The 24,601-nt window shown below is 67.9% G+C and carries 22 protein-coding genes; 11 read left to right on the forward strand and 11 right to left on the reverse strand.

The window, feature by feature from the left end:
- Positions 1 to 5 precede the first annotated feature (5 nt).
- The 4 genes from QZ670_RS18990 to epsI are packed head-to-tail and all read left to right on the forward strand — an operon-like array spanning position 6 to position 3,645.
- Positions 6 to 1,346, forward strand: a complete 1,341-nt coding sequence (locus tag QZ670_RS18990) for a Wzz/FepE/Etk N-terminal domain-containing protein (RefSeq protein ID WP_294258511.1) — start codon at positions 6 to 8, stop codon at positions 1,344 to 1,346.
- A complete protein-coding gene (locus QZ670_RS18995; RefSeq protein ID WP_294258513.1) occupies positions 1,346 to 2,056 on the forward strand; it encodes a CpsD/CapB family tyrosine-protein kinase in 711 nt (236 codons plus the stop codon). Before QZ670_RS18990 ends, QZ670_RS18995 begins: the two co-directional genes overlap by 1 nt.
- Before the next feature lie 10 nt (positions 2,057 to 2,066).
- The gene (gene xrtV / locus QZ670_RS19000; protein WP_294258515.1) at positions 2,067 to 2,951 is read left to right on the forward strand and encodes an exosortase V; all 885 of its coding nucleotides are present in this window, start codon (positions 2,067 to 2,069) and stop codon (positions 2,949 to 2,951) included.
- A complete protein-coding gene (gene epsI, locus QZ670_RS19005; protein ID WP_294258519.1) occupies positions 2,935 to 3,645 on the forward strand; it encodes an exosortase-associated protein EpsI, V-type in 711 nt (236 codons plus the stop codon). Before xrtV ends, epsI begins: the two co-directional genes overlap by 17 nt.
- Before the next feature lie 67 nt (positions 3,646 to 3,712).
- Here the strand turns inward: epsI and QZ670_RS19010 are convergent, their stop codons facing one another.
- Positions 3,713 to 4,867 (reverse strand): epoxide hydrolase family protein, encoded by a 1,155-nt coding sequence (locus QZ670_RS19010; RefSeq protein WP_294258524.1) that lies wholly within the window; start codon positions 4,865 to 4,867, stop codon positions 3,713 to 3,715.
- Positions 4,868 to 4,887: 20 nt separating this feature from the next.
- On the reverse strand, positions 4,888 to 5,778 hold the full coding sequence (locus QZ670_RS19015) for an NmrA family NAD(P)-binding protein (RefSeq protein ID WP_294258528.1): 891 nt from the start codon (positions 5,776 to 5,778) through the stop codon (positions 4,888 to 4,890).
- A 71-nt stretch (positions 5,779 to 5,849) separates the two neighbouring features.
- On the opposite strand from QZ670_RS19015, the gene QZ670_RS19020 reads away from it, so the two are divergent.
- Positions 5,850 to 6,524 carry a TetR/AcrR family transcriptional regulator gene (locus tag QZ670_RS19020; protein WP_294258530.1) on the forward strand — a complete coding sequence of 225 codons (675 nt, stop codon included), beginning with the start codon at positions 5,850 to 5,852 and terminating at the stop codon, positions 6,522 to 6,524.
- A 29-nt stretch (positions 6,525 to 6,553) separates the two neighbouring features.
- On the opposite strand, the gene QZ670_RS19025 is transcribed toward QZ670_RS19020, so the two are convergent.
- On the reverse strand, positions 6,554 to 7,948 hold the full coding sequence (locus QZ670_RS19025) for an HlyD family type I secretion periplasmic adaptor subunit (RefSeq protein ID WP_294258532.1): 1,395 nt from the start codon (positions 7,946 to 7,948) through the stop codon (positions 6,554 to 6,556).
- Positions 7,945 to 10,131, reverse strand: a complete 2,187-nt coding sequence (locus QZ670_RS19030) for a type I secretion system permease/ATPase (protein WP_294258533.1) — start codon at positions 10,129 to 10,131, stop codon at positions 7,945 to 7,947. The genes QZ670_RS19025 and QZ670_RS19030 overlap by 4 nt, the downstream gene beginning before the upstream one ends.
- A gap of 577 nt (positions 10,132 to 10,708) precedes the next feature.
- Between QZ670_RS19030 and QZ670_RS19035 the strand changes: the two genes are divergently transcribed.
- From QZ670_RS19035 to rfbD, 5 genes are all read left to right on the forward strand, one after another.
- Entirely contained in the window at positions 10,709 to 12,121 is a 1,413-nt protein-coding gene (locus QZ670_RS19035) for an exopolysaccharide biosynthesis polyprenyl glycosylphosphotransferase (RefSeq protein ID WP_294258535.1), read from the forward strand.
- A gap of 115 nt (positions 12,122 to 12,236) precedes the next feature.
- The gene (gene rfbA / locus QZ670_RS19040; RefSeq protein ID WP_294258537.1) at positions 12,237 to 13,115 is read left to right on the forward strand and encodes a glucose-1-phosphate thymidylyltransferase RfbA; all 879 of its coding nucleotides are present in this window, start codon (positions 12,237 to 12,239) and stop codon (positions 13,113 to 13,115) included.
- A complete protein-coding gene (gene rfbC / locus QZ670_RS19045; protein WP_294258540.1) occupies positions 13,112 to 13,678 on the forward strand; it encodes a dTDP-4-dehydrorhamnose 3,5-epimerase in 567 nt (188 codons plus the stop codon). Before rfbA ends, rfbC begins: the two co-directional genes overlap by 4 nt.
- A 3-nt stretch (positions 13,679 to 13,681) precedes the next feature.
- The gene (rfbB, locus tag QZ670_RS19050; RefSeq protein WP_294258542.1) at positions 13,682 to 14,746 is read left to right on the forward strand and encodes a dTDP-glucose 4,6-dehydratase; all 1,065 of its coding nucleotides are present in this window, start codon (positions 13,682 to 13,684) and stop codon (positions 14,744 to 14,746) included.
- Positions 14,746 to 15,612, forward strand: coding sequence for a dTDP-4-dehydrorhamnose reductase (rfbD, locus tag QZ670_RS19055; RefSeq protein WP_294258544.1), 867 nt, complete (start codon positions 14,746 to 14,748; stop codon positions 15,610 to 15,612). Before rfbB ends, rfbD begins: the two co-directional genes overlap by 1 nt.
- Positions 15,613 to 15,622: 10 nt before the next feature.
- On the opposite strand, the gene QZ670_RS19060 is transcribed toward rfbD, so the two are convergent.
- Both QZ670_RS19060 and QZ670_RS19065 read right to left on the reverse strand, forming a co-directional pair.
- Entirely contained in the window at positions 15,623 to 16,318 is a 696-nt protein-coding gene (locus QZ670_RS19060) for an SGNH/GDSL hydrolase family protein (RefSeq protein WP_294258545.1), read from the reverse strand.
- A gap of 34 nt (positions 16,319 to 16,352) precedes the next feature.
- Positions 16,353 to 16,814 (reverse strand): DapH/DapD/GlmU-related protein, encoded by a 462-nt coding sequence (locus QZ670_RS19065; protein WP_121074530.1) that lies wholly within the window; start codon positions 16,812 to 16,814, stop codon positions 16,353 to 16,355.
- A 131-nt stretch (positions 16,815 to 16,945) separates the two neighbouring features.
- Between QZ670_RS19065 and QZ670_RS19070 the strand changes: the two genes are divergently transcribed.
- Positions 16,946 to 17,854, forward strand: a complete 909-nt coding sequence (locus QZ670_RS19070) for a DMT family transporter (RefSeq protein WP_294258553.1) — start codon at positions 16,946 to 16,948, stop codon at positions 17,852 to 17,854.
- Here the strand turns inward: QZ670_RS19070 and QZ670_RS19075 are convergent.
- The 5 genes from QZ670_RS19075 to gcvPA all read right to left on the reverse strand — a co-directional run bounded on the left by QZ670_RS19075 (position 17,829) and on the right by gcvPA (position 24,582).
- Complete coding sequence (locus tag QZ670_RS19075) at positions 17,829 to 18,458, reverse strand: DUF938 domain-containing protein (protein WP_294258556.1); 630 nt, start codon at positions 18,456 to 18,458, stop codon at positions 17,829 to 17,831. The two genes, QZ670_RS19070 and QZ670_RS19075, sit on opposite strands and share 26 nt — an antisense overlap.
- Entirely contained in the window at positions 18,455 to 18,958 is a 504-nt protein-coding gene (locus QZ670_RS19080) for a CcdC protein domain-containing protein (protein WP_294258559.1), read from the reverse strand. The genes QZ670_RS19075 and QZ670_RS19080 overlap by 4 nt, the downstream gene beginning before the upstream one ends.
- A gap of 119 nt (positions 18,959 to 19,077) precedes the next feature.
- Positions 19,078 to 21,417, reverse strand: coding sequence for a DPP IV N-terminal domain-containing protein (locus tag QZ670_RS19085; RefSeq protein WP_294258561.1), 2,340 nt, complete (start codon positions 21,415 to 21,417; stop codon positions 19,078 to 19,080).
- A gap of 235 nt (positions 21,418 to 21,652) precedes the next feature.
- Positions 21,653 to 23,227 carry an aminomethyl-transferring glycine dehydrogenase subunit GcvPB gene (gene gcvPB, locus QZ670_RS19090; RefSeq protein WP_294258563.1) on the reverse strand — a complete coding sequence of 525 codons (1,575 nt, stop codon included), beginning with the start codon at positions 23,225 to 23,227 and terminating at the stop codon, positions 21,653 to 21,655.
- The gene (gene gcvPA, locus QZ670_RS19095; RefSeq protein WP_294258565.1) at positions 23,224 to 24,582 is read right to left on the reverse strand and encodes an aminomethyl-transferring glycine dehydrogenase subunit GcvPA; all 1,359 of its coding nucleotides are present in this window, start codon (positions 24,580 to 24,582) and stop codon (positions 23,224 to 23,226) included. Before gcvPA ends, gcvPB begins: the two co-directional genes overlap by 4 nt.
- Between the last annotated feature and the right edge of the window lie 19 nt (positions 24,583 to 24,601).

The raw sequence follows: 24,601 nt of genomic DNA on the forward strand, positions 1-24,601 counted from the left end.
CATCAGTGAACATCATTCAATTCTTCCGCATTCTCTGGGCGCGCCGGTGGATCATCCTCCCGGCGTTCCTCGTCTGCGTCACCACCGCCACGCTGGTGGTGCAGTTCCTGCCCGAGCGCTACCGGGCGACGACCCGGCTGGTGCTCGACACCTTCAAGCCGGATCCGGTCACCGGGCAGGTAATGAACTCGCAGTTCATGCGCGCCTATGTGCAGACCCAGACCGAGCTGATCGAGGACTATGCCACCGCCGGCCGCGTGGTCGACGAACTGGGCTGGGCCAATGACCCGGCGAACATCGCCGCGTTCAACGCCTCGCCCGCGGCGGCCACCGGCGACATCCGTCGCTGGCTGGCCAAGCAGATCATCGGCAACACCAATGCGAGCGTGATCGAGGGGAGCAACATCCTCGAGATCTCCTATTCGGACAGCTCGCCCGATCGTGCCGAGCGGATCGCCAACATGATCCGCACCGCGTTCCTCGCCCAGTCGCTGGCGAACAAGCGCGCGGCGGCAGCCAAGTCGGCCGACTGGTACACCCAGCAGGCGGAATCGGCGCGCCAGGCGCTGCTCGCCGCGGTCGAGGCGCGCACCGCCTTCGTCAAGAAGTCGGGCATCGTCCTCACCGATACCGGCTCCGACCTCGATACGCAGAAGCTCACCCAGCTGACCGGCCAGTCCGCGGTACCGGCAGCACCGGCCGTGGGCGGCGGCATGGGCCCGGCGCAGCTCCAGCTCGCGCAGATCGACCAGCAGATCCAGCAGGCCGCGACCAATCTCGGCCCGAACCACCCGGCCTTCCAGGCGCTCCAGCGCCAGCGTGCGGTCTATGCCAAGGCGGCGGCGCAGGAACGTGCCCAGGCCGGCGGCGGCGCCGGCTCGGCGCAAAGCCAGCTCCAGAGCGCGGCCAACGCGCAGCGCGCCCGCGTGCTCGGCAACCGGCAGGACGTGGACCAGCTGAACCAGCTGCAGCGTGACGTGACGCTGAAGCAGGACCAGTACATGAAGGCCGCACAGCGCGTCGCCGATCTTCGCCTCGAGGCGAGCAGCAACGACACCGGCATGTCGACGCTGAGCGAAGCCAGCGCGCCGGACAGCCCCTATTATCCCAAGGTGCCGATGATCATCGGCGGTGCCGCGGGCTTCGGCCTGGGCCTGGGCCTGCTCATCGCGCTGCTCGTCGAGCTGCTCGGCCGCCGCGTGCGCAGCCCCGAGGATCTCGAAACCGCCGTCGACGCGCCGGTGCTGGGCGTGGTGCAGAGCCGCGCCGCACTCGCCGCCCGGCTGCGCCGCGCCCATGAAACTCTCGGCGAAACCGCCGAATCGCACGGAGCTGCAGTAAACTGATGGACGCGATGACCACGCCCGAACCGCTGCCCGAAGGCGATCGTCCGAGCGCCGTTCCGACGACGCCGGACACCACCGCTGCGCTCGAATATCAGCTCGTTCTGTCCGACCCCACCGGGATCGAGGCCGAAGCGATCCGCGCGCTGCGCACCCGCATCATCGCACAGCACCTGCGCGAGGGGCGCCGCGCACTGGCGATCTGCGCCGCCGCCGAAGGCGCCGGCTGCAGCTTCATCGCGATTAACCTGGCGACCGCGCTCGCCCAGATCGGCATCAAGACCGCGCTGGTCGATGCCAATCTGCGCGCGCCGGCCGTCGGCCCCGCCTTCGGGATCGATCCGGCCAAGTCGGGTCTGGCCGACTATCTCGCGTCGGGCGAAGTCGAGCTCGCCTCGATCATCCACCCGACCGGCCTCGACCAGCTCTCGGTCATTCCCGCCGGCCATGTCGAGCACAGCCCGCAGGAACTGCTCTCGTCCGAACAGTTTCGCGACGTCACGACGCAGCTGCTCCGCGAGTTCGACATCACCATCTTCGACACGACCGCTGCCAACACCTGCGCCGATGCGCAGCGCGTCGCCAACGTCGCCGGCTATGCGATGATCGTCGCCCGCAAGGACAACAGCTATATACGCGACGTAAACACGCTCACCCGTACATTGCGTGCAGACCGTACCAACGTCGTCGGTTGCGTGCTGAACGGATATTGATTTGGACCATATGACCGCGACCGCTCTCGAGCGGCAGCAAGGCAGGACGGGCGGTGGCTATTGGTTTGCCATCGCCGGCCTGCTGGCGCTGGCTATCCCGACCTTCATCACCCTGGGCCGCCAGGTGTGGAGCGCCGAGGGCGGCGTGCACGGCCCGATCGTGCTCGCCACCGGCGCCTGGATGCTCGCCCGCCAGCGCAGCTCGATCGAGGCGCTGCGCGCGCCGGGCAATCTCGCGATCGGCGGGCTGGCACTGCTCGCGGCGCTGGCGATCTATGCGCTGGGCCGGATCTTCGACTTCATCAGCATCGAGACCTTCGGGCTGGTCGGCGCGGTGATCAGCGCGGGCTATCTCTGTTTCGGTGGACGGGCGCTGCGTGCGGCCTGGTTCCCGGTGCTGTGGCTGTTCTTCCTGGTGCCGCCGCCGGGCTGGGCGGTCGACCGGGTCACGGCGCCGCTCAAGGAGTTCGTCTCCTATGCCGCGACCGGTTTCCTGTCGTGGCTCGACTATCCGATCCTGCGCCAGGGCGTGACGCTGTTCGTCGGCCCCTATCAGTTGCTGGTCGAGGATGCCTGTTCGGGCCTTCGCTCGCTTTCCAGCCTGGTCGTGGTGACGCTGCTCTACATCTACATCAAGAACAAGCCGTCCTGGCGCTACGCCCTGTTCATCGCAGCACTCGTCATCCCGGTGGCGGTGTTCACCAACATCCTGCGCATCGTCATCCTGGTGCTGATCACCTATCATATGGGTGACGAGGCGGCGCAGAGCTTCCTCCACGTCTCCACCGGCATGGTGATGTTCGTGGTGGCGCTGCTCGGCATCTTCGCGATCGACTGGGCGGTCGAGCAGGCCCAGTTGTTCCTGCGTCGGAGGTCCCATGTTCAACCGGCGTGACCTGCTGATCGGCAGCGCCTGCTTCGCCGCGGCCGGCGCCTCGCTCGGCCTCAAGCCGCGCCGTCGCATGGACCTGCTCGGCGCGACCAAGCTGGACACGCTGATGCCCAAGGCGTTCGGCCAGTGGAAGGCGGAGGATACCGGCGCCCTGATCGCGCCACCGCGCGAAGGCAGCCTGGAAGACAAGCTGTACAACCAGGTGGTCAGCCGCGCCTTTTCGCGGCCCGACGGCACCACGGTGATGCTGCTGATCGCCTATGGCAATGCCCAGACCGATCTGCTCCAGCTGCACCGGCCCGAGGTCTGCTACCCGTTCTTCGGCTTCACCGTGCTGGAGAGCCATCCGGAAATGATCCCGGTCGCCGACAAGGTGGCGATCCCGGGCCGCGCGCTGACCGCGACCAATTACAACCGCACCGAGCAGATCCTCTACTGGGCGCGGGTGGGCGAATATCTGCCCCAGTCGGGCAACGAACAGCTGATGGCGCGGCTGAAGAGCCAGATGGCCGGCTGGATCGTCGACGGCGTGTTGGTGCGCATCTCGACGGTCAACAGCGAGGCAGCGGAAGGTCTGGCGGCGAACCTCGATTTCGCGCGCGAGTTGGTCAAGGTGCTCGATCCGCGGGTGCTGCGCCCGCTGCTCGGCACGCAGATGACCGCGGCGATCGAACCCCACCACCAGGCCGGGTCCTGAATACAGCGGGGGGACGGTGCTCGGCACCGCCCCCTCCCTGGCAGCGGCACCGTGCCGGTGCGTTCCATCAGCGCAAGGTGCGGAAGGTCCGGCGGACTTCCTCGGTAAAGCGGGCCGGCTGCTCCAGTGCCGCGAAATGCCCGCCACGCTCCGGCTCGCCGAAATGGACCAGCCTGGCGAACCGCGCCTCGGCCCAGCGCCGCGAGAGCCGCAGCTGCTCCCCCGGGAACATGCTGATGCCGGCCGGGATCGCCATCGGCGCCATCGGGAAGCCCCCGCGCCGCATCGCCTGCGCCGCCTCCCAGTAGAGGCGCGCCGAACTCGGCCCGGCATTGGGCAGCCAGTAGAGCATGATGTCGTCGAGCATCGCGTCGAGCGCAAAGACCTGCTCGGGATCGCCACCACTGTCCGACACGTCCTGGAACAGCGCATAGATCCAGGCGGCCAGCCCCACCGGCGAATCCGCCAGCGCGAAGGCCACCGATTGCGGCCGGGTCGACTGGAGCTTGAAATAGCCGGCGAACTGCTGGTCGTAGCGCGCCGCATCCGCCAGCATCTGCCGTTCGGCCGCGTCCGCCCCGGCGCGCTCCGCCTCGGTCGGCTGGAACAGCACCATGTTGAGATGGATGCCGACCAATCCCGGCGGCGCCATATGGCCCAGCGTGGTGGTAACGGCCGCGCCCCAGTCCCCGCCCTGTGCCGCCCAGCGATCATAGCCGAGCCGCTGCATCAGCACCGCCCAGGCAGCTGCGATCCGGCCGATGTCCCAGCCCGTCCCCGTCGGCTTGTCCGAAAAGCCGAAGCCCGGCAGCGTCGGCAGGACGAGGTGGAAGGCGTCGGATGCCTTGCCGCCATGCGCGACCGGATCGGTCAGCGGCCCGATGACGTCGCGAAACTCCAGCACCGACCCCGGCCAGCCGTGCGTCATCAGCAGCGGCAGCGCCTCGGGCTCGGGCGAGCGGATGTGGAGGAAGTGGATGCCGAGGCCGTCGATCATGGTGCGGTACTGGCCCCAGCCGTTGAGCATCGCCTCGCACGCGCGCCAGTCATACCCGTCCCGCCAGCGCGCGACCAGCGCCTGGAGCTTGGCGATCGGCGGCCCCTGGCTGGTGTCGTCCACCGTCTCAGGATCGGGCCAACGGATCGCGGCGAGGCGGCGGGCGAGATCGTCCAGATCGGATTGCGGCACGGCCAAGTGAAAGGGTTCGATCGTATCGGTCATGTCGGGGGCTCCCATGAGGGTCAGACGGTCGGTGCGAGGATGTCGCGGGCCCTGGTCCAGTCGGTCTTGCCGTAACGATCATTGTCGAGCCCGATCAGCTTGCCGCGCCCGCTCGACATGTCGCGGATATATTGCATGCCCTGCCAGGCCGGGAACGGCGCGTCGCTCGCCGGGGATAGCGCACGCGTGACCTGGATCAGCGCACCGAGCAGGCCGAGCCCGCCGACGCGGAAGGTGCGCCAGCGCCGCCCCTCGAGCTGCGTCATCCGCGCGGCGAGATCGCGCGGGCTGACGACGTCGCCGGCGATCCGCAGGAAGCGCGGTGCATCGGCATCGAGCGCGGCCGCGGCGGCATAGTCCGCCACATCGTCCTTGGTGGTGAAGTCGAACGGCTGGCCGGGATCCCCCCAGCACAGGATGCGGCGGGGCTTGTGCAGCACGATCGGCGCCTCGCCGGTCAGCAGCTCCCCGAAGGCGCCGTTGAGGATCGAGGTTGCGCGGATCGGCGCGGCATCGACCCGCACCATGAAAGCGCGCCGCAGGTCCATGTTGCGATTGTCCCCCGGTCGCGTCCGCGTGAAATCCAGCGAGAAGTCCGACGGCATGAACCGCGGCACGCCCGCCGCCACGGCCGCGTCGAGCAGGCGGCCCTGCACGTCCAGGATCGTCGGCACCACGCCGTTGAGCGCGGAGACGACGCAGGCGGCACCGGCACAGGCGTCCGCCAGCGCCGCCGGATCGTCGAAGGCGACTTCCACCGGCACCGCGCCGGTGGCGCGGACCTGCTGCTGCCGGGCGTCGGCTGTGCCCCTGCGGAGAAGGGCCTTCACTGCGGCACCCCGCCTGGTCAGCGCGATGGCAATTCGATGGCCCAGGTCGCCGGTCGCACCGGCCAGAACGATGTTGGTCATGCACGCTGCCTACATAAACTGAACGGTACCGTCTAGTTCACTTTTGGACAGGACGCGATTAGGAGATTCCGATGACTGCGGACCCCTCCCCCTCCGATCACGACAATCCGCCACGTCGCCGCGGCGGCCGCCCGCCGGCGGACAAGGCCGGCGAGGTCGATCGTCGCATCCTGGACGCGGCGACGAGCCTGTTCCTTCGGCAGGGTTTCGACGCGACCAGCTGCGACCAGATTGCCGCGCTGGCGGGCGCGGGCAAGGCGAGCATCTATGCGCGCTACGCCAACAAGGAGGCGCTGTTCACGGCGGTGGTGCGGCAGCATGTCGCGGCGGCGCTCGCGCCCTCGATCGACATCCCGTGGCACCTGCCGCTCGAAGCCAGGCTGGCGGAGACGGCCCGATCGATCCTGGCGCACTCGCTGCGGCCGGAGGTGGTCGCGCTGATGCGGGTAGTGCTCACCACGGCGCACCGTATGCCCGACCTGGCACGGCTCGCCGATCAAATGGGCCGCGACGTCGCTATCGCGCGCGCCGCGACGGCGATGCTGGGCCATCCCGATCCGGCGCCGGAGGCCATGGCCCGCGCGCTGCCGGTTGCAGCCACGTTCATCGATCTGACGTTCGCGCGCCCCCAGATGCGCGCGCTGATGGGCGACGACGCGGCGGCGCTTGAAGCCGCCGCACCGGCGCAGGTCGCGGAGGTGCTGGACCTGCTCAGCCGCGCCGGTCGGCTGGAGCCTTGGCGGTAGCGACGCGCGCTACCGCCCTGCCCCTCGCCTCACCGTTCGTGCAGCGCGTCGCTCCCCGTCTCCAGCACCGGGCCGACCAGATAGCTGAGCAATGTCCTCTTGCCGGTGACGATATCCGCACTCGCGATCATCCCCGGGCGCAGCGGCACCTGCGCGCCGTGCGCATTCACGTAGTTGCGGTCCAGCGCGATCCGCGCCTTGTAGACCGGCGGCTGGCCATCCTTCACCTGCACCGCCTCGGGGCTGATGCCCACCACCGTGCCGGGGATCATGCCGTAGCGCGTGTACGGGAAGGCCTGGAGCTTGACCTTCACCGGCATGCCGGTGCGGACGAAACCGATGTCGCTGTTGTCGATCATCACCTCGGCCTCGAGCCGCGCCTTGTCGGGCACGATCGAGAGCAGCGGCTTCACACCCTCCACCACGCCGCCCTCGGTATGCACCTGGAGCTGCGAGACGGTGCCGCTCACCGGCGCGCGGAGCTCGCGGAAGCTGCTGCGCAGGCTCGCCTTGGCAACGTCTTCGCTGCGGCCGCGCACCTCGCCCTCGGCCTTCACGAGATCCTGCAGCACCTGCGCGCGTGCCTCTTCGCGGGTCTTGGCCGAAAGGCTGCTCGCGCTGTGCGACTGCTGGCCCAGCTTGGCGACGCTGGCGCGTGCGGCGGCCAGGTCCTGGCGCTCGGAGATCAGCTGGCGGCGCAGCTCGACGACGCGCAGCTTGGAGACATAGCCCTTGGCGGCCATCGCCTCGTTGGCGGCGACCTGCTGTTCGAGCAGCGGCAGCGATTGTTCCAGCTTCTGCACCTGCGCCTGCGCCTCGGCGGCGGCGGAGACGGCAGCGCCGCTGTCCGACCGGCCGCCGGCATACGCCGCCTCGATCTGGCCGAGCCGGGCACGGGCGAGGTCGCGGTGGGTCGCCGCTTCGGCCGGGCTGGCCCCGGCGGGGGCGACGAAGTGGAAGCCCTTGCCGTCGAGCGCGTCGACGATTGCCTGGTTGCGCGCGACCTCAAGCTGCGCACTGAGCAGCGCGACCTTGGCCTGGTTGGCCTCCGCCGCCGACATGGTCGGGTCGAGCGTGACCAGCACCTGGCCCTTGGTCACCTTCTGCCCCTCGCCCACCAGGATACGGCGGACGATGCCCGATTCGGGCGACTGGACGATCTTGGTTTCGCCGATCGGCGCGATCCGGCCTTGCGTCGGCGCGACGACCTCGACCTTGCCGATCGCCAGCCAGGCGGTGGTGATCGCCAACCCCGCCACCATCACCTTGGCGGTAAGCCGCGCGGTGGGCGACACCGGCCGCTCGATGATCTCGAGGGCGGCGGGCAGGAAGGTGGTGTCATAGTCGGTGCTGCGCGCGGGCAGCACGGTGCCGCGGAGCCGGGCGAGCGGGCCGCGAGGCCGCATGGTGACGACGGCGTTCATGCGGCAATCTCCCCGAAGCCGCTTTGGCGGCGGTGCAGGTCGGCATAGCGGCCGCCCAGGCGCAGCAATTCGTCATGACGGCCGCTCTCGACGACGCGGCCCTGTTCGAGCGTGATGATCCGGTCGCAGCCGCGCACCGCCGACAGGCGATGGGCAATGATGACGAGGGTGCGGCCGGCGGAGATCGCGCGCAGGTTGTTCTGGATCAGCTCCTCGCTCTCGGCGTCGAGCGCCGAGGTCGCCTCGTCGAACACCAGGATGCGCGGATTGCCGACCAGCGCGCGGGCGATGGCGAGCCGCTGGCGCTGGCCGCCAGACAGGTTCACGCCGCGCTCGACGATCTCGGTGTCATAGCCGCGCGGCTGGCGCAGGATGAAGTCGTGCGCGCCGGCAAGCTGGGCGGCCGCCACGACATGCTCGAACGGCATGGCGGGGTTGGACAGTGCGATATTCTCGCGGATCGTGCGGCTGAACAGGAGGTTCTCCTGCAGCACCACGCCGATCTGGCGGCGCAGCCACGACGCATCGAGCTGCGCGACATCGACCTCGTCGACCAGCACGCGGCCGTTGCTCGGCAGGTTCAGTCGCTGGAGCAGCTTGGCCAGCGTCGACTTGCCCGAGCCCGAGGAACCGACGATGCCGAGCGAACTGCCCGCCGGGATGTCGAGCGTGATGTCGCTCAGCACCGGCGGCTGGTCCTCGGCATAGCGGAAGCTGACATTTTCGAAGCGGATCGCGCCGTGCAGCACCGGCAGCGTCGCCGCCGAGGCGGGGCGCGGCTCGACCGGATGGTTGAGCACGTCGCCCAGGCGCTCGATCGCGATGCGGACCTGCTGGAAATCCTGCCACAGCTGCGCCATGCGGATCACCGGACCCGAGACACGCTGCGCGAACATGTTGAACGCCACCAGCGCGCCGACGCTCATCGCGCCGCCGATCACCGCCTGCGCGCCGAAGAACAGGATCGCGGCGAAGCTCAGCTTGGAGATCAGCTCGATCGCCTGGCTGCCGGTATTGGCGGTGTTGATCAGCCGCTGCGAGGCGCCGGTATAGGCGGCGAGCTGGCGCTCCCAGCCATTCTGCCAGTGCGGTTCCACCGCGGTCGCCTTGATCGTGTGGATGCCCGACACGCTCTCGACCAGCAGCGCGTTGCTGGCCGAGCTTTTCTCGAACTTGTCCTCGACCAGCGCGCGCAGCGGACCCGCGATGCTGAACGAGACGATCGCGTACAGCACCAGCGACGCCACCACGATCACCGAGAGCATCGGCGAATAGAACAGCATCGCAGCGAGGAAGACGAGGGTGAACAGCGGATCGACCAGCACGGTGAGCGAGGCGTTGGTCAGGAACTCGCGAATCGTCTCGAGCTGGCGGACGCGGGTGACGGTGTCGCCCACCCGGCGCTTCTCGAAATAGCTGAGCGGCAGTGCCAGCAGATGGTGGAACAGCCGCGCGCCGAGCTCGACGTCGATCTTCTGCGTCGTCTCGGTGAACAGTCGGGTGCGGATCCAGCCCAGCGCCACTTCCCAGACCGAAACGATCAGGAAGGCGAAGGCGAGCACGCTCAGCGTGCTCATGCTGTTGTGGATCAGTACCTTGTCGATCACGCTTTGGAAGAGCAGCGGCGCGGCGAGGCCGAGCAGGTTGAGCGCGAAGGTGACCCCCAGCACCTCGAGGAACAGTCGGCGGTAGCGCTTGAACTGCGCGGTGAACCAGGAGAAGCCGAAGCGCAGCGGCCGCCCCGCCACCGCCCGGGTGGTGAGCAGCACCAGCGTGCCCGACCAGAGCGAATCGAGCCCGTCGCGATCAACCTGCTCGGGCGCATGGCCGGGGCGCTGGATGATCACGCCATGTTCGGTAAGGCCGCCGATCACGAACCAGCCCTCGGGGCCGTCGGCGATGGCAGGCAGCGGCTGGCGGGCAAGGCCGCCGCGCGGCACGTCCACCGCCTTGGCGCGCACGCCCTGCTGGCGCTTGGCGAGCAGGATCAGGTCGTCGATCGTCGGCGATTCGCCATGCCCCAGCGCATGGCGGAGCTGTTCGGGGGTGATAGCGATATTATGGACGCCAAGCAGCAGCGACAGCGCCACCAGCCCGGATTCGCGCAATTCGGCCTCGCGCTCGGCGGCCGACGGGCCCGCAAAAGCGCTCTGCAGGGTCGCCTGCATTTCGTCGCGTGTCATTTCCGGAACTCTGCCTCCATGGCGCTACTCGTCGAGGCCATGATGAAGAAGGCTGGTAAAGACTCGATTAATCGAGATGTTTCTGTGGTTTATGCGTAGGCGCGGCGCGCCGCTCGCTTGCCTGGTTAGACGATCCTTAAGTCGGCCTCGCTACGGTCTCCCCGAAAAAGACAGCGACGGGCCGAGGGGATATTGGGGTGCACCGCAACAATTTAGCGCCGAAATCGCGCTGCAAGCGCGAACAAACCGGCGCATTGGCTGCTGCCGCCGCATCCCCGCCCTTGATCCGACCACAATCCTGGGGATAAGTCGCGTTCGGTCGCTCAGCCCCGAAAATACGGCAAATAGTGTCGGTTTCGGAGGGATATTTGCACGGGCTTCGCGCGTTCGTGCGGGTTAGGCTCTCGTCACGACCAACAATCCAGGGTGCGATCTTGTTGAATCCCGGTCCCGAAAACAGACCATTTGATCGATACCGAGACTATCGCATCGCAAGCCGTCTCATTATAATGCAGTGCAACAGGCCGACTCGGCCGCTGTCAGCGTGCAAATTCCGTTGAGGGAGCCCGGTGAGGCCATGAACGCTTTTGAAGCACAGCGCGCCTTTGAAGAGCAGCTTCGGGCGCATGCCCGGATCGACCGGTCGATCGCTCCAGTCTGGCGGCGTTCGACCCTGCGCATGGTGCTATATACCGAGCTCCTGCTGCTCGACAGCATCGCGATCCTTGCTGCCTTCTATCTCGCCGCCTGCACCCGCGACGGCAACTGGCTGTCGCTCGCCGGCATCAACGTCGGCGTCTTCCTGCTGCCGATCACGCTGGGCACCGCGCTTGCCAGCGGCACCTATTCACTGGCTTGCCTGCGCCATCCGGTGAGCGGCGTGAAGAACATCTTCTCGGCGTTCTTCTTCTCGGTCTTCGTCGTGCTGCTCGGCAGCTACCTGCTCACCGCCGAGCTGCCGCTGTCGCGCGTGCAGCTGGCCGAGGGTACGCTGCTCTCGCTCTTCTTCCTCATCACCGGCCGACTGGTGTTCCGCCGCCACGTCCGCGCGGCGACCGGCGGGCGGCTGCTCGACGAGCTGGTGATCGTCGATGGCGTGGCGCTCGACGTCGCCGGGGACGCGGTCGCGCTCGACGCGCGGATCATCAACCTGACGCCGAACCCGCGCGACCCGCAGATGCTCCACCGCCTCGGCACCACCGTGATCGGCTTCGATCGCGTGGTCGTCGCCTGCACCGAGGAGCATCGTGCGGTCTGGGCGCTGCTGCTCAAGGGCATGAACATCAAGGGCGAGATCCTCGTCCCCCAGTTCAACGCGCTGGGCGCGATCGGTGTCGACTCCTATGACGGCAAGGATACGCTGGTCGTCTCGCAAGGCCCGCTCAGCATGCCGAACCGCGCCAAGAAGCGCGCGCTCGACCTGGCGATCACCGTGCCCGCGGTGCTGGCGCTTGCCCCGCTGATGATCCTCGTCGCGATCCTGATCAAGCTGGAGAGCCCCGGCCCGGTGCTGTTCGCGCAGGACCGCGTCGGCCGCGGCAACCGGCTGTTCAAGATCCTCAAGTTCCGCTCGATGCGCGTCACCTTGTGCGATGCCAACGGCAATGTCTCGGCCAGCCGCGACGATGATCGCATCACCAAGGTCGGCCGCTTCATCCGCAAGACCAGCATCGACGAACTGCCGCAGCTGCTCAACGTGCTGCGCGGCGACATGAGCGTTGTGGGCCCGCGCCCGCACGCGCTCGGCTCGCGCGCCGCCGACCATCTGTTCTGGGAAATCGACGAGCGCTACTGGCACCGCCACACGCTCAAGCCCGGCATGACCGGCCTGGCGCAGGTGCGCGGCTTCCGCGGTGCCACCGACCGCCGCGTCGACCTGACCAACCGCCTCCAGGCGGATATGGAATATATCGACGGCTGGGACATCTGGCGCGACATCACCATCCTGTTCAAGACGCTGCGGGTGATCGTCCACTCCAACGCGTTCTGATCCACGCACGTCGCCGGGCCGCAGGATCGATCCGCCCAAGGATTGACAGCGGCCCGGCTTCCGTTTCTCGTTTCGTTGTCGTTGCGGCCGGGTCCGCACCATGGGGGATTATCGAATGAAGGGAATCATCCTTGCGGGGGGCAGCGGCACGCGCCTCTACCCCGCAACGCTGTCGATCTCGAAGCAGCTGCTTCCCGTCTATGACAAGCCGATGATCTTCTACCCGCTGTCCGTGCTGATGCTCACCGGCATCCGCGACATCCTGATCATCTCGACGCCGCGCGACCTGCCGATGTTCCAGGCGCTGCTCGGCGACGGTTCGGCCTTCGGCATCAACCTCAGCTATGCCGAGCAGCCCTCGCCCAACGGCCTGGCCGAGGCCTTTGTGATCGGCGCCGATTTCGTCGGCAACAATCCCAGCGCGCTGATCCTGGGCGACAATATCTATCACGGCGAAAAGATGGGCGAGCGCTGCAAGGCCGCCGCCGATCAGGCGTCGCAGGGCGGCGCCAATGTGTTCGCCTATCATGTCGATGATCCCGAGCGTTACGGCGTGGTCGCGTTCGATCCGGAGACGGGCGTCGCCACCAGCGTCGAGGAAAAGCCGGCCAATCCCCAGTCCAACTGGGCGATCACCGGCCTCTATTTCTACGACAAGGACGTGGTGGACATCGCCAAGTCGATCCAGCCCTCCGCGCGCGGCGAGCTCGAGATCACCGACGTCAACCGTACCTATCTGGAGCGCGGCGACCTGCATATCACCCGGCTCGGCCGCGGCTATGCCTGGCTCGACACCGGCACGCACGACAGCCTGCACGATGCCGGTTCGTTCGTCCGCACGCTGGAGCACCGCACCGGCGTGAAGATCGCCTGCCCCGAGGAAGTCGCGTTCGATGCGGGCTGGCTCGGCGCCGAGGACCTGCTCGCGCGCGCCGCCGGGCTCGGCAAGACCGGCTATGCCGCCTATCTGCGCAAGCTGGTTGCCGCGGCATGACCCAGGTCCACCACCACGAACTGTCCGGCGTGATCGAGTTCACGCCGCCCAAGCACGGCGATCATCGCGGCTTCTTCTCCGAGGTGTTCAAGCAGTCGGTGCTCGACGCCGAGGGTGTCGAGGCGCGTTGGGTGCAGGACAACCAGAGCTTCTCGGCCCAGCCCGGCACCGTGCGCGGCCTGCACCTGCAGGCGCCCCCCTTCGCCCAGGCCAAGCTGATCCGCGTGCTGCGCGGCGCGATCTTCGACGTCGCGGTCGACATCCGCCGCGGCTCGCCCACCTATGGCAAATGGGTCGGCGTCGAGCTGTCGGCGGAGAAGTGGAACCAGCTGCTGATTCCGGTCGGCTATGCGCACGGCTTCATGACGCTCGTCCCCGATTGCGAGATCCTCTACAAGGTCAGCGCGCGCTATGCGCCCGACGAGGAAATGGCGATCCGCTGGGACGATCCCGATCTCGCCATCGCCTGGCCGGACGTCGGCGTCGAGCCCGTGCTTTCGGGCAAGGACGCGGTCGCACCGTCCTTCGCCGAGTTCAACACCCCCTTCTTCTATCAGGGCTGAGCCATGCAGCAGCAGACCTTCCTCGTCACCGGCGGTGCCGGCTTCATCGGCTCGGCAGTGGTGCGCCATCTGGTTCGCCAAGGCGCGCGGGTGATCAATCTCGACAAGCTCACCTATGCCGGCAACCCGGCCTCGCTGACCGCGATCGAGAACGCGCCCAACTATCGCTTCGTCCATGCCGACATCGCCGACACCGCGACGATCCTGCCGCTGCTGCGCGAGGAGCAGGTCGACGTGGTGATGCACCTCGCCGCCGAGAGCCATGTCGATCGCTCGATCGACGGCCCGGGCGAGTTCATCGAGACCAATGTCGTCGGCACCTTCAAGCTGCTCCAGTCGGCGCTGCAATATTGGCGCGAGCTGGAGGGCGAGAAGCGCGACGCGTTCCGCTTCCACCACATCTCCACCGACGAGGTGTTCGGCGACCTGCCGTTCGACAGCGGCATCTTCACCGAAGAAACGCCCTACGATCCCTCCTCGCCCTATTCGGCGTCGAAGGCGGCGAGCGACCACCTGGTGCGCGCCTGGGGCCACACCTATGGCCTGCCGGTGGTGCTGTCGAACTGCTCGAACAATTACGGTCCGTTCCACTTCCCCGAAAAGCTGATCCCGCTGACCATCCTCAATGCGCTCGAGGGCAAGCCCCTGCCCGTCTATGGCAAGGGCGAGAATATCCGCGACTGGCTGTATGTGGACGATCACGCCAAGGCGCTGGCGACCATCGCGACCACCGGCAAGGTCGGCCAGAGCTACAATGTCGGCGGCCGCAACGAGCGCACGAACCTGCAGGTGGTCGAGACGATCTGCGACATGCTCGACCAGCGCATCCCGCTGGCCGACGGCCGCAAGCGCCGCGAGCTGATCACCTTCGTCACCGATCGCCCCGGCCACGACCGCCGCTACGCGATCGACGCGACCAAGCTCGAGACCGAACTGGGCTGGAAGGCCGAGGAGAATTTCGACACCGGCATCGCCCGGACGATCGACTGGTATCTCGACAATGAATGGTGGTGGGGCCCGATCCGCTCCGGCAAATATGCCGGCGAGCGTCTGGGCGCGACCGCCTGATGCGCATCCTCGTCACCGGGCATGACGGCCAGGTCGCCCAAGCGCTGGCCGAGCAGGCAGTAGGCCACGAGTTGGTCTTCACCACCTATCCCGATTTCGACCTCTCCAAGCCGGAAACGATCGAAGCCGCGGTGGCGCGGATCCAGCCCGAGCTGATCGTCTCGGCCGCCGCCTACACGGCCGTCGACAAGGCGGAGAGCGAGCCCGAGCTGGCGATGGCGATCAACGGCGACGGCCCGGGCGTGCTCGCGCGCGCGGGCGCGAAGATCAGCGCGCCGATCATCCATCTGTCGACCGACTATGTGTTCGACGGCAGCCTCGACCGCCCGTGGCGCGAGGACGACCCCACCGGCCCGCTTGGCGTCTATGGCGCGACCAAGCTGGCCGGCGAGCAGGCGGTGCAGGCCTCGGGCGCCGAGCATGCCGTGCTGCGCCTCGCTTGGGTGTACAGCCCGTTCGGCGCCAACTTCGTCAAAACGATGCTGCGTCTCGCCGAAACCCGTGATGCGCTGAACGTCGTCGAGGACCAGCGCGGCTGCCCGAGCTCGGCGCTCGATATCGCTACGGCGATCCTCACGGTGGTCGAGCACTGGCAGCGCGAAGGCACGACCAGCGGGCTCTACCACTTCACCGGATCGGGCGAGACGAATTGGGCAGATTTCGCCCGCGCGATCTTCGCCGAAAGCGCGAAGCATGGCGGCCCGACCGCCGAGGTGGCCGGCATCCCGACCTCGGGCTACCCCACCCCGGCCAGGCGCCCGGCCAACTCCCGGCTCGATTGCACGCGCTTCGCCGAGACCTTTGGCTATCGCGCACCGCCGTGGCAGGATTCGCTCGCGGTCGTCGTAGCGCGACTGCTCGGCTGAACCGCAAGGCTCAGCGGACGCTAATCCGCCGCGCGAGCCCCTCGCCAATCCGCGCCGTCGCCTCGGCCCGCAGGTGCAGCCCATCGGCCTGGAGCGGTACGGGCATGTCTTGCAGGAACGAAGCCGGGTCGGCGAACGCCACCCCTTCGGCCGCCGCCGCCGCCCTTGCCGCTGCGCGGTACGGCGCAATCGCGGCTTCCGCATAGGCCGTTCCGGCAGGCGGCGGCGCGAGCACCAGCAGCTGCGTGCCCTGCGCGCGATACCGGCGGATCAGGCCCGCCAACGTCACCCGATAGGTTTCGATCGGCACCGCCGTCCGCCAGCCGCGCGGATTGGCGTCGTTGGTGCCGTACATCAGCAGCACGAGATCGGCACGGGGTTCGGCCGCCCAGCGCTTGCTCCCCATCGTCACCGTGTCTGCCGGATAGCCCAGGTTGCGCACGGTCACCCGCCCGCCCAGCGCCCGTGCCAGCGCCTCCGGATAGGGCGTGGCGACCCGCTGCGCGCCTGCGCCGTGGATCGGCGGCAGCGTGCCGCCCCAGCGCTGCGCGCCATAGGTGAGGCTGTCGCCCGCGCAGAGGATCGTGCCGCCCCGCGGTACCGCCAAAGTGCCGCCGAGGGGGCCGAGCGGCGGAGTCGCCCCTACCGCCGCAGCACCACCCCAACGGAGCGCGGGCACGAAGCGCCAGCCGATCCCGGCTGTCACGAGCGCGCACGCGGCAAGGACAAGGCCGAACCGCTTATTTGACCAGCGCATCGCGCAGATAGGGTTCCCCGGGCTTGCGCAGGATGCCCCAGATATCGGTTTCGATACCCGATCGCACCACGACCGCCGGATTGCCGGCGACGATCGACTTGGGCGGCACGTCCTTGGTCACCACCGATCCCGCGGCGACGATCGAGCCGTCGCCCACCCGGACGCCCGGCAGAATCAGGCTGCGCGCGCCGATGAAGCAGCTCTTGCCGATATAGGTGTCGGTCTTCAGGTTGCGGGTCATGTCGTGCGACAGGATCGCCGCACCGAACGCGACATAGGACCATTCGTCGATATGGATTCCCTTGGGGAAGGTCTTGTCGAGCTTCGCCGTGTTCGAGATCCGAACCGTCGGGTGAATGTCCATACCCCAGAATTTATTGTAGAAGCGGATGCGAAGTCGCACGATTAGCCGTTGCAGCCAGATCAGCTTGTTCAACGAGGCCATTGCGGTTCCTTTTTCCAGCCATGGGTTGGGCAGTCGCGCCCCGCCTAACAAATCCGGCAAATCAAGTCGACGTGCCGAAAGGCGAGTGCAAAGGGTTGCCGCGCCAATCGCTTGTCCGTAACGCTCGCCCCGTGTCCGAAGCCCGTCCCGATCGCATTGCCACCGGCCTGGCGCTCCGCCTCTTCGCCATCTTCTGCATGTCGAGCATGTCGGCGCTCATCAAGATGTCGGAACTGCGCGGCGCCTCGCTGATCGAGACGATGTTCCACCGCCAGCTCTGGGCGGTGCCGCTGGTCACCCTGTGGGTGGCGATGGGCCCGGGCCTCAAGTCGCTCAAGACGCAGCGCTTCGGCGCACATGTCTGGCGCACGGCGGTGGGTCTCACCGGCATGATCTTCACCTTCGGCGCGGTGATCCTGCTGCCGCTGGCCGAGGCGCAGACTTTCCAGTTCACCGTCCCCATCTTCGCCACGCTGCTCGGCGCGCTGATCCTCGGCGAGCCGACCGGCTGGCATCGCTGGGGCGCAGTGATCCTCGGCTTCGTCGGCGTGCTGATCGTGGTGCAGCCGGGGCGCGAGGCGATCCCGATCTTCGGCGCGTTCGTGGGGCTGATGGCGGCGCTGTTCGTCGCGATCGTTGCGATCACGCTGCGCCAGATCACGCGGACGGAAAGCGCCGGCACCACGGTGTTCTGGTTCTCGTTGCTCTCGGTGCCGGTGCTGGGCGCGATCTACGCCTTCCACTACCGCCCCCATGATCCCGCCACCTGGGCGATCCTGATCGCCACCGGGCTGGTCGGCGGCGTCGGCCAGCTGGCGCTCACCGCGGCGATGCGTTTCGCGCCCGTCTCCGCGGTGGTGCCGATGGACTATTCGGGTCTGATCTGGGCGACGCTCTATGGCTGGCTGCTGTTCGACGTGTTCCCGACCTTCTCGACCTGGCTCGGCGCGCCGGTGATCATCGCCAGCGGGCTCTACATCGTGTACCGCGAACAGAAGCTGGCGCGCGGACAGGCTAGCTACGCCGAAACGCCACTATGAGGTTGTTGGCGGGCATCGCCACCCGCCGCTCGAATACCAGGCCTTGCGCCGCCGCCGAGGCGATCACGTCGTCCAGCAGCCGCAGCCCCCAGGCCGGATCGCGCGCACGCAGCGACTGATCGAACTCCTCGTTGGAGGGGGCGGTGGGCACACCCGTTTCGCGATAGGGGCCGTAAAGGACCAGCGGGCCGCCCGGCGGCAGCAGTCGCCCCGCCCCCGCCATCAGCCCCAGCGTCGCCGCCCAGGGGCTGATATGGACCATGTTGATGCACAGGATCGCATCGGCATGGGCCACCGGCCACGTCGCCGCCGCCGCATCGAGCGCGACCGGCGGGCGGATATTGGCCAGCCCCTCGCACCAGGACGCGATCGAGGCGAGCGCGTCCTGGTCCGGGTCGCTCGGATGCCATTCCAGCTTGGGGAAATGCTCGGCGAAATAGGCGCAATGCTCGCCGCTGCCGCTCGCCACTTCGAGCACGCGACCGGCGGCCGGAAGCAGTTCGCCCAGCATCGTCGCGATTGCCGCGCGATTACGCAGCGTCGCAGGCGCGTGGCGCCGCACGCCTTCGGGCGGAGCCAGCCAGCTGCGTTCGCGGTCGCTCATGCCGCCGCCCGCGCCTGTTCGAGGAGGCGCTTGCCGCGGAGGTACATCTCGACGCGCATCGCGCTGAACAGCCCCAGCGCCATCACGCCGAAGGCTTGCGTCAGCAGCATCACGTTGAGGTGCAGCGCCGAGCCCTCGGCCTTGCCGATGAAGCGGACCGCGATCAGCACGACGATGAACAGCAGCCCGCCCAGCGACGCCTTCTGGTTGAGCTGGTGGGTCGCGGGATCAACCGAAAGGTGCATCAGCTTGCCCCGCTGCCACCCCAGCCCCGCGCCGATCGCCAGCGCGGCGGCGCACAGCGCCCAGCCGCCGAGGCTCGGCGGCGCCTGCAGGAGCAAGGCCGCCACCAGCACCGCATAGAGCGTCGGCACGATCCACAATCGCTCGAGGGTCAGCGGCCGCGCCTTGGACATGCGGCGGATGCGGAGCGCGAGGATCAGCCCCACGACCAGTGCGGTGATGCCATATTGGATGAGGTGCGGTGTATCGAGCTGCATGGCGGAGTCCCCCCGGGAGCGATGCGGTGCAGCATAGGGGGAAGCACGGCCGCGTCAAAACACGGTTTGCAGGCGCTGTCCCGGACCGCGACGCCGATCGCGGTCCGGGCGCGTCGACATCAGTTGCCCGGCCGCTCGATCTTGTATTCCTTCGGCGGCGTAGCGCCCATCAGGTTCTCGACGAAATAGTCCCAGCGGCGGCGCATCATGTAATAGGACTGGTCGCCATAGCCGTGGTGCGCGCGGGGGAACAGGACGAGGTCGAAATCCTTGTTGGCCTTTTCCAGCGCATCGACCACCAGCAGTGTCGACGATACCGGCACATTGTCGTCAAGCATCCCGTGCGCCAGCAGCAGCTTGCCCTTCAGGTTCTTGGCGATGTCCTGGTTGGCCTGCAGGTCGTAATTGCTCTTGTCGCCCTGGCGCTCCAGCAGGCCGAGATATTTCTCGTAGAAATCGTCCTCGTAATTGCGGTTGTCGTGGTTGCCGCTTTCCGAAATCCCGACCTTGAAGAAATCGGGATAGAGGAACATCGCGGTCGCGGTGGCATTGCCGCCGCCCGAATGGCCCCAGATCCCTACCCGGTCGAGGTCGAGCCAGGCATAGCGCTTGCCCAGATCCTGGATGCCGCTCTTCTGGTCGGGGACGGCCTGCTTGCCCATGTCGCGGTAGTAATAGTCCTGGAAGGCCTTGGACCGGCGCGGCGTGCCCAGCGCGTCGATCTCCACCACGGCAAAGCCCAGCTGCGCTAGCGCGCCTGCATCCCCTTGCGCCGCGGCGAACTGCCGCGACGGGATCGTCCCCATGAACGGGCCCGGATAGACATAGTCGATCACCGGATATTTGCGCTGCGGATCGAGCCCCGCCGGCTTGAACAACAGGCCGTGGCAGAGCGTCTTGCCGTCGCTGCACTGGACGGCGATGCTCTCCGGCGCCTGCCAGCCCGCCGCCTGCAGCCGCGTCACGTCGCCCTTCGCCAGTTGCTGGACGACCGATCCGTCGGCACGGCGCAGCACCGCCGTCTGCGGCTGCTGCGGCGTCGAATAGATGTCGACGAAATAGCGCCCGTCGCTGGACGGGAACGCGATATGGTCCTGCTTCTCCGGCGTCAGCAGCTTGGGCGCCCCGCCCTTCAGGTCGATCGCATAGATGCTGCGGTAATAGGGATCGGTGCCCGGTTCGCGCCCGACACCCGCCACCAGCATCCTGCCGCTGCGCTCGTCGATATAGACCGGGTGGTCGACATTCCACTGGCCCTGGGTCACCTGGCGGATCAGCTTGCCGGTGGCGGCGCTGTACAGATAATAATGGCCCCAGTCGTCGCGCTGCGACCACCACAGGATCTCGCCGCGCTCGGACAGATATCGCCAGTTGATCCCCTCGTCGTTATAGCCGCTGTCGAACCAGGTCGGGACGGTCTCGGTGAACAGGTCCCGCACCGCGCCGCTGGCGGCATCGGCGATGCGCACGGTTTCCACCTTGTGGTCGCGCGAGGTCGAGACGAACGCGAGCGTCTTCGCGTCCTTGGCCCATTGCATGTCCTGCGGCCCCTCGCCGCACACCACGTCGTCGCACAGCGAGGAGCGATGCGGCTCGGCCGGCATCTTGAGGCGGATCACTTGGGCCCCGTCGACATCGACGATGACGCGCTGGATCTGAAAGATCTCCTTGTCGCCAACGAAGGGGTACTTCCACGTGTCGACCTGCGAATGGCCGACCTGGGTCGTGGTGGTGGAAAAGTCTGCGACCTTGCGCTGGTCCTGCTGAAAGGTCGCGAGCTTCTTGGAGTCCGGCGACCAGATTACGATCGCCTGATCCGAATGCTTCCAGCCGGCATTGTCCGTCGCGTAGCCGAAATCCTTGACGCCGTCGGTGGTCAGCCGCCGCTCCGCGCCCGTCGCCATGTCGCGGACCCACAGGTTCCAGTCGCGCACGAAGGCGGCGCGCTTGCCGTCCGGGGAGAGCACCGCGTCGGCCGGGCCCTGCTGCGTCAGATAGCCGGCGATCTGCCCCGCGCTCGGCGCTGCCGACTCCTTGCACGCATAGGGCTGCACCATCGCACAGGCATAGCGCTTGCCGCCGACGGTGAGGATCGCACTGTTCTTTGCGAGGTCCGGCGCGAAGTCGCTGATGGTGAGCTTCGATGCGTCCTGCGCCTTCAGCCCGGCAGCGTTGAGCGACGTGAGCAGTGCCGTGGTCTCGAAGGCGGCCTTCTTGGTGCGCTTGGCGGCATCGACCAACTGGATCGTCGGCACGCCGTGGTCGGTGTCGACATACCAGAAGCGGCGGGCATCGATCCAATGCGCCGAGCGCACCGCATGGTCGATCAGCGGCGCCGTCCAGGGCGCCAGCTGGTGCGCGGCGCGGCTATAGTCGGCGTCGGTCAGTACCGGGCGTTGCTGCGCAGTCGCCGTGCCGGCGGTCAGGGAAGCCAGGAGACAGCAGGCGATCAGGCGCATCGAGAGACTTTCCGAGGAGAGGAGTCGGCCAGCCGCAGGAAGGAGGGCCCAAGGCGCGTGACCTGCCGCTTCCCCCATGCGGACCCGGCGCAGTGCGGACGGGCGCATACTGTATGCAGAGCAGCGGTCGCGACCGCAAGTGTCCCGGACCCGGCCCCAGACGCAAAACGCCGGCTGGAAGCGGGGGCTTCCAGCCGGCGTGTGCGACCCTCTCGGGGGGTATCGGGTCGGAGGCTTACTCGGCCGCTTCGGCCGGGGCTGCGTCCTTGTAGGCCAGCACCGGCTTGCGCGCGGCGAGCGTCTCGTCGAGGCGGCGGCGGGGGGCGAAGTGCGGTGCGCTCTTCAGCGCCGCCTCGCCCTGCTTGGCCTTCGTCGCGACGTTGCGGAACGCGCCGATGAACTGGTCGAGCGCCGCCTTGCTCTCGGTCTCGGTCGGCTCGACCAGCATCGCGCCGTGGACGACCAGCGGGAAATACACCGTCATCGGGTGATAGCCCTCGTCGATCAGCCCCTTGGCGATGTCGAGCGTCGAGAAGCCCTCGGGCAGGCCCTTGTCGCTGAAGATCGCCTCATGCATGCACGGGCCGGTCTTGGCGAAGGGCGCGTCGAGCACGTCCTCCATCGCGCGCAGCACATAGTTGGCGTTGAGCACCGAATCCTCGGCGACCTGGCGCAGGCCGTCGGCACCGTGGCTGAGGATATAGGTCAGCGCGCGGGTGAACATGCCCATCTGGCCGTGGAAGGCGGTCATGCGGCCGAAGGTGCCGGCATGATGCTCCTCGGCAGTCTCTTCCTCGACGATGCGATACCCGGCCTCGGTCTTCTCGACGAAGGGCAGCGGCGCATAGGGCGCCAGCGCCGCCGACAGCACGACGGGGCCCGAACCCGGGCCACCGCCGCCGTGCGGGGTGGAGAAGGTCTTGTGCAGGTTGATGTGCATCGCATCGACGCCGAGGTCGCCCGGACGCACCCGGCCGACGATCGCGTTGAAGTTGGCGCCGTCGCAATAGACATAGCCACCGGCGGCATGGACCGCGTCGGAAATGTCCTTGAGCTCCGGCTCGAACAGCCCGCAGGTGTTCGGGTTGGTGATCATCACGCCCGCGATGTCCGGCCCCAGCCGCGCCTTGAGCGCCGCCACGTCCACGCGGCCCTCGGGCGTAGCCGGGATGTCCTCCACCGCGAAGCCGGCGAACGCCGCCGTCGCCGGGTTGGTGCCGTGCGCGGACTCAGGCACCAGCATGATGCGGCGCGCGGTCTCGCCCTTGGCGTCGAGCGCGGCGCGGATCGCCAGCACGCCGCAGAGCTCGCCGTGGGCGCCGGCCTTGGGGCTCATCGCCACCGCCTGCATGCCGGTGAGGGTGATCAGCCAGTGCGCGAGCTGGTCGATCGCCTCCAGCGCCCCCTGCACGGTATCGACCGGCTGGAGCGGGTGGATGTCGGCGAAGCCCGGCAGGCGCGCCATCCGCTCGTTGAGGCGCGGATTGTGCTTCATCGTGCAGCTGCCCAGCGGGAACAGGCCGAGGTCGATCGCATAGTTCTGGCGGCTGAGGCGGGTATAGTGGCGCACCGTCTCCGGCTCGGAGAGACCCGGCAGGCCGATCGGCTTGCTCCGCTCCATGCCGGCGAGGCGCGACTTGCCCGCGGGGGCCTGGCCGAAATCGACGCCGGTGGTGTCGGCCGAACCGATCTCGAAGATCAGCGCCTCTTCCAGCATCAGCGCGCGGTTGCCGGTGAACGTGCCCTCGGCGCTCTCGCCGCCCTGCGACGGCGTGGTGGGGCGCCAGCCCGACGGATTGATCGTGCTCATGCCAGCACCTCCTCGAGTGCGGAGGCAAGCGTCTCGACGTCCTCCTCCGTGGTGGTTTCGGTGACCGCGACGACGAGGCCGTTCTGGAGTTCCTCGACGCCCGGATAGAGGCGGCCGAGCGACACGCCGGCCAGGATGCCCTTGTCGGCCAGCTGGCGGACGACGGGGCGCGCTTCCTTCGACAGCTTCAGGGTGAATTCGTTGAAGAACCGGTCGGTGACCAGCTCCACCCCGTCCACTTCGGCCAGGCGATCGGCGGCGGCGCTGGCGCCGACATGGTTGAGCTCGGCGAGCTGGCGCAGGCCCTTCTCGCCCAGCAGCGTCATGTGCACCGACATGGCGAGCGCGCACAGCACCGAGCTGGTGCAGATGTTCGACGTCGCCTTTTCGCGGCGGATATGCTGCTCGCGGGTGGAGAGCGTCAGCACGAAGCCACGCTTGCCGCTGGCGTCGACGGTCTCGCCACACAGGCGGCCCGGCATCTGGCGGACCAGCTTTTCCGAGCAGGCGAACAGGCCCACATAGGGCCCGCCGAACTGCAGGCCGACGCCGAGCGACTGGCCTTCGCCGACGACGATGTCCGCGCCCATCTCGCCCGGCGCCTTGATCGCCCCCAGCGCCACCGGCTCGGTGACGACGGCGATCAGCAGCGCCTTCTTGGCGTGGCAGGCGTCCGCGAGTGCCGACATGTCCTCGATGCGGCCGAGAATGTCCGGATACTGGACGACGACGCAGGAGGTGTCGGCGTCGATCGCGTTGATCAGGTCGAGCGTGTCGGGCTCGGGGCTGAACGTCGGCACGCCGGTGACGAGCTGGTCGCCGGTGAAGCGCGCCATCGTCTTGGCGACCGAGACATAATGCGGGTGCAGGCCGCCCGAGAGGATCGCCTTGCCGCGCTTGGTGACGCGGCGCGCCATCGAGATTGCCTCCCAGCACGCGGTCGAGCCGTCGTACATCGAGGCGTTGGCGACGTCGCAGCCCAGCAGCCGGGCGATCTGGCTCTGGAACTCGAACATCATCTGCAGCGTGCCCTGCGCGATTTCAGGCTGGTAGGGCGTGTAGGCGGTGAGGAACTCGCCGCGCTGGATGAGGTGATCGACCGAGGCCGGCACATGGTGGCGATAGGCCCCTGCCCCCAGGAAGAACGGCGCCTCGCCGGCGGCGAGGTTCTTGGCGGCCAAGCGGGTCATGTGGCGTTCGACCGCGAGTTCCGACGCGTGCATCGGCAGGCCCGCGATCGGCCCGCTCAGGCGGGCGCTTTCGGGCACGTCGACGAAGAGGTCGTCGATCGACTGGGCGCCGATCGTGCCAAGCATCGCCTGACGGTCGGCCGGGGTAAGGGGCAGGTAGCGCATCACGGTTCCTTGTTCCCTT

This window comes from uncultured Sphingomonas sp., assembly GCF_913774285.1.
Taxonomy (GTDB): Bacteria; Pseudomonadota; Alphaproteobacteria; order Sphingomonadales; family Sphingomonadaceae; genus Sphingomonas.

Bases quoted from the DNA above. Each gene is read 5' to 3' on its own strand.
- QZ670_RS18995 (WP_294258513.1), top strand. From the start codon at position 1,346: ATGGACGCGATGACCACGCCCGAACCGCTGCCCGAAGGCGATCGTCCG.
- xrtV (WP_294258515.1), top strand. From the start codon at position 2,067: ATGACCGCGACCGCTCTCGAGCGGCAGCAAGGCAGGACGGGCGGTGGC.
- epsI (WP_294258519.1), top strand. From the start codon at position 2,935: ATGTTCAACCGGCGTGACCTGCTGATCGGCAGCGCCTGCTTCGCCGCG.
- QZ670_RS19010 (WP_294258524.1), bottom strand. From the start codon at position 4,867: ATGACCGATACGATCGAACCCTTTCACTTGGCCGTGCCGCAATCCGAT.
- QZ670_RS19015 (WP_294258528.1), bottom strand. From the start codon at position 5,778: ATGACCAACATCGTTCTGGCCGGTGCGACCGGCGACCTGGGCCATCGA.
- QZ670_RS19020 (WP_294258530.1), top strand. From the start codon at position 5,850: ATGACTGCGGACCCCTCCCCCTCCGATCACGACAATCCGCCACGTCGC.
- QZ670_RS19025 (WP_294258532.1), bottom strand. From the start codon at position 7,948: ATGAACGCCGTCGTCACCATGCGGCCTCGCGGCCCGCTCGCCCGGCTC.
- QZ670_RS19030 (WP_294258533.1), bottom strand. From the start codon at position 10,131: ATGACACGCGACGAAATGCAGGCGACCCTGCAGAGCGCTTTTGCGGGC.
- QZ670_RS19035 (WP_294258535.1), top strand. From the start codon at position 10,709: ATGAACGCTTTTGAAGCACAGCGCGCCTTTGAAGAGCAGCTTCGGGCG.
- rfbA (WP_294258537.1), top strand. From the start codon at position 12,237: ATGAAGGGAATCATCCTTGCGGGGGGCAGCGGCACGCGCCTCTACCCC.
- rfbC (WP_294258540.1), top strand. From the start codon at position 13,112: ATGACCCAGGTCCACCACCACGAACTGTCCGGCGTGATCGAGTTCACG.
- rfbB (WP_294258542.1), top strand. From the start codon at position 13,682: ATGCAGCAGCAGACCTTCCTCGTCACCGGCGGTGCCGGCTTCATCGGC.
- rfbD (WP_294258544.1), top strand. From the start codon at position 14,746: ATGCGCATCCTCGTCACCGGGCATGACGGCCAGGTCGCCCAAGCGCTG.
- QZ670_RS19065 (WP_121074530.1), bottom strand. From the start codon at position 16,814: ATGGCCTCGTTGAACAAGCTGATCTGGCTGCAACGGCTAATCGTGCGA.
- QZ670_RS19075 (WP_294258556.1), bottom strand. From the start codon at position 18,458: ATGAGCGACCGCGAACGCAGCTGGCTGGCTCCGCCCGAAGGCGTGCGG.
- QZ670_RS19080 (WP_294258559.1), bottom strand. From the start codon at position 18,958: ATGCAGCTCGATACACCGCACCTCATCCAATATGGCATCACCGCACTG.
- QZ670_RS19085 (WP_294258561.1), bottom strand. From the start codon at position 21,417: ATGCGCCTGATCGCCTGCTGTCTCCTGGCTTCCCTGACCGCCGGCACG.
- gcvPB (WP_294258563.1), bottom strand. From the start codon at position 23,227: ATGAGCACGATCAATCCGTCGGGCTGGCGCCCCACCACGCCGTCGCAG.
- gcvPA (WP_294258565.1), bottom strand. From the start codon at position 24,582: ATGCGCTACCTGCCCCTTACCCCGGCCGACCGTCAGGCGATGCTTGGC.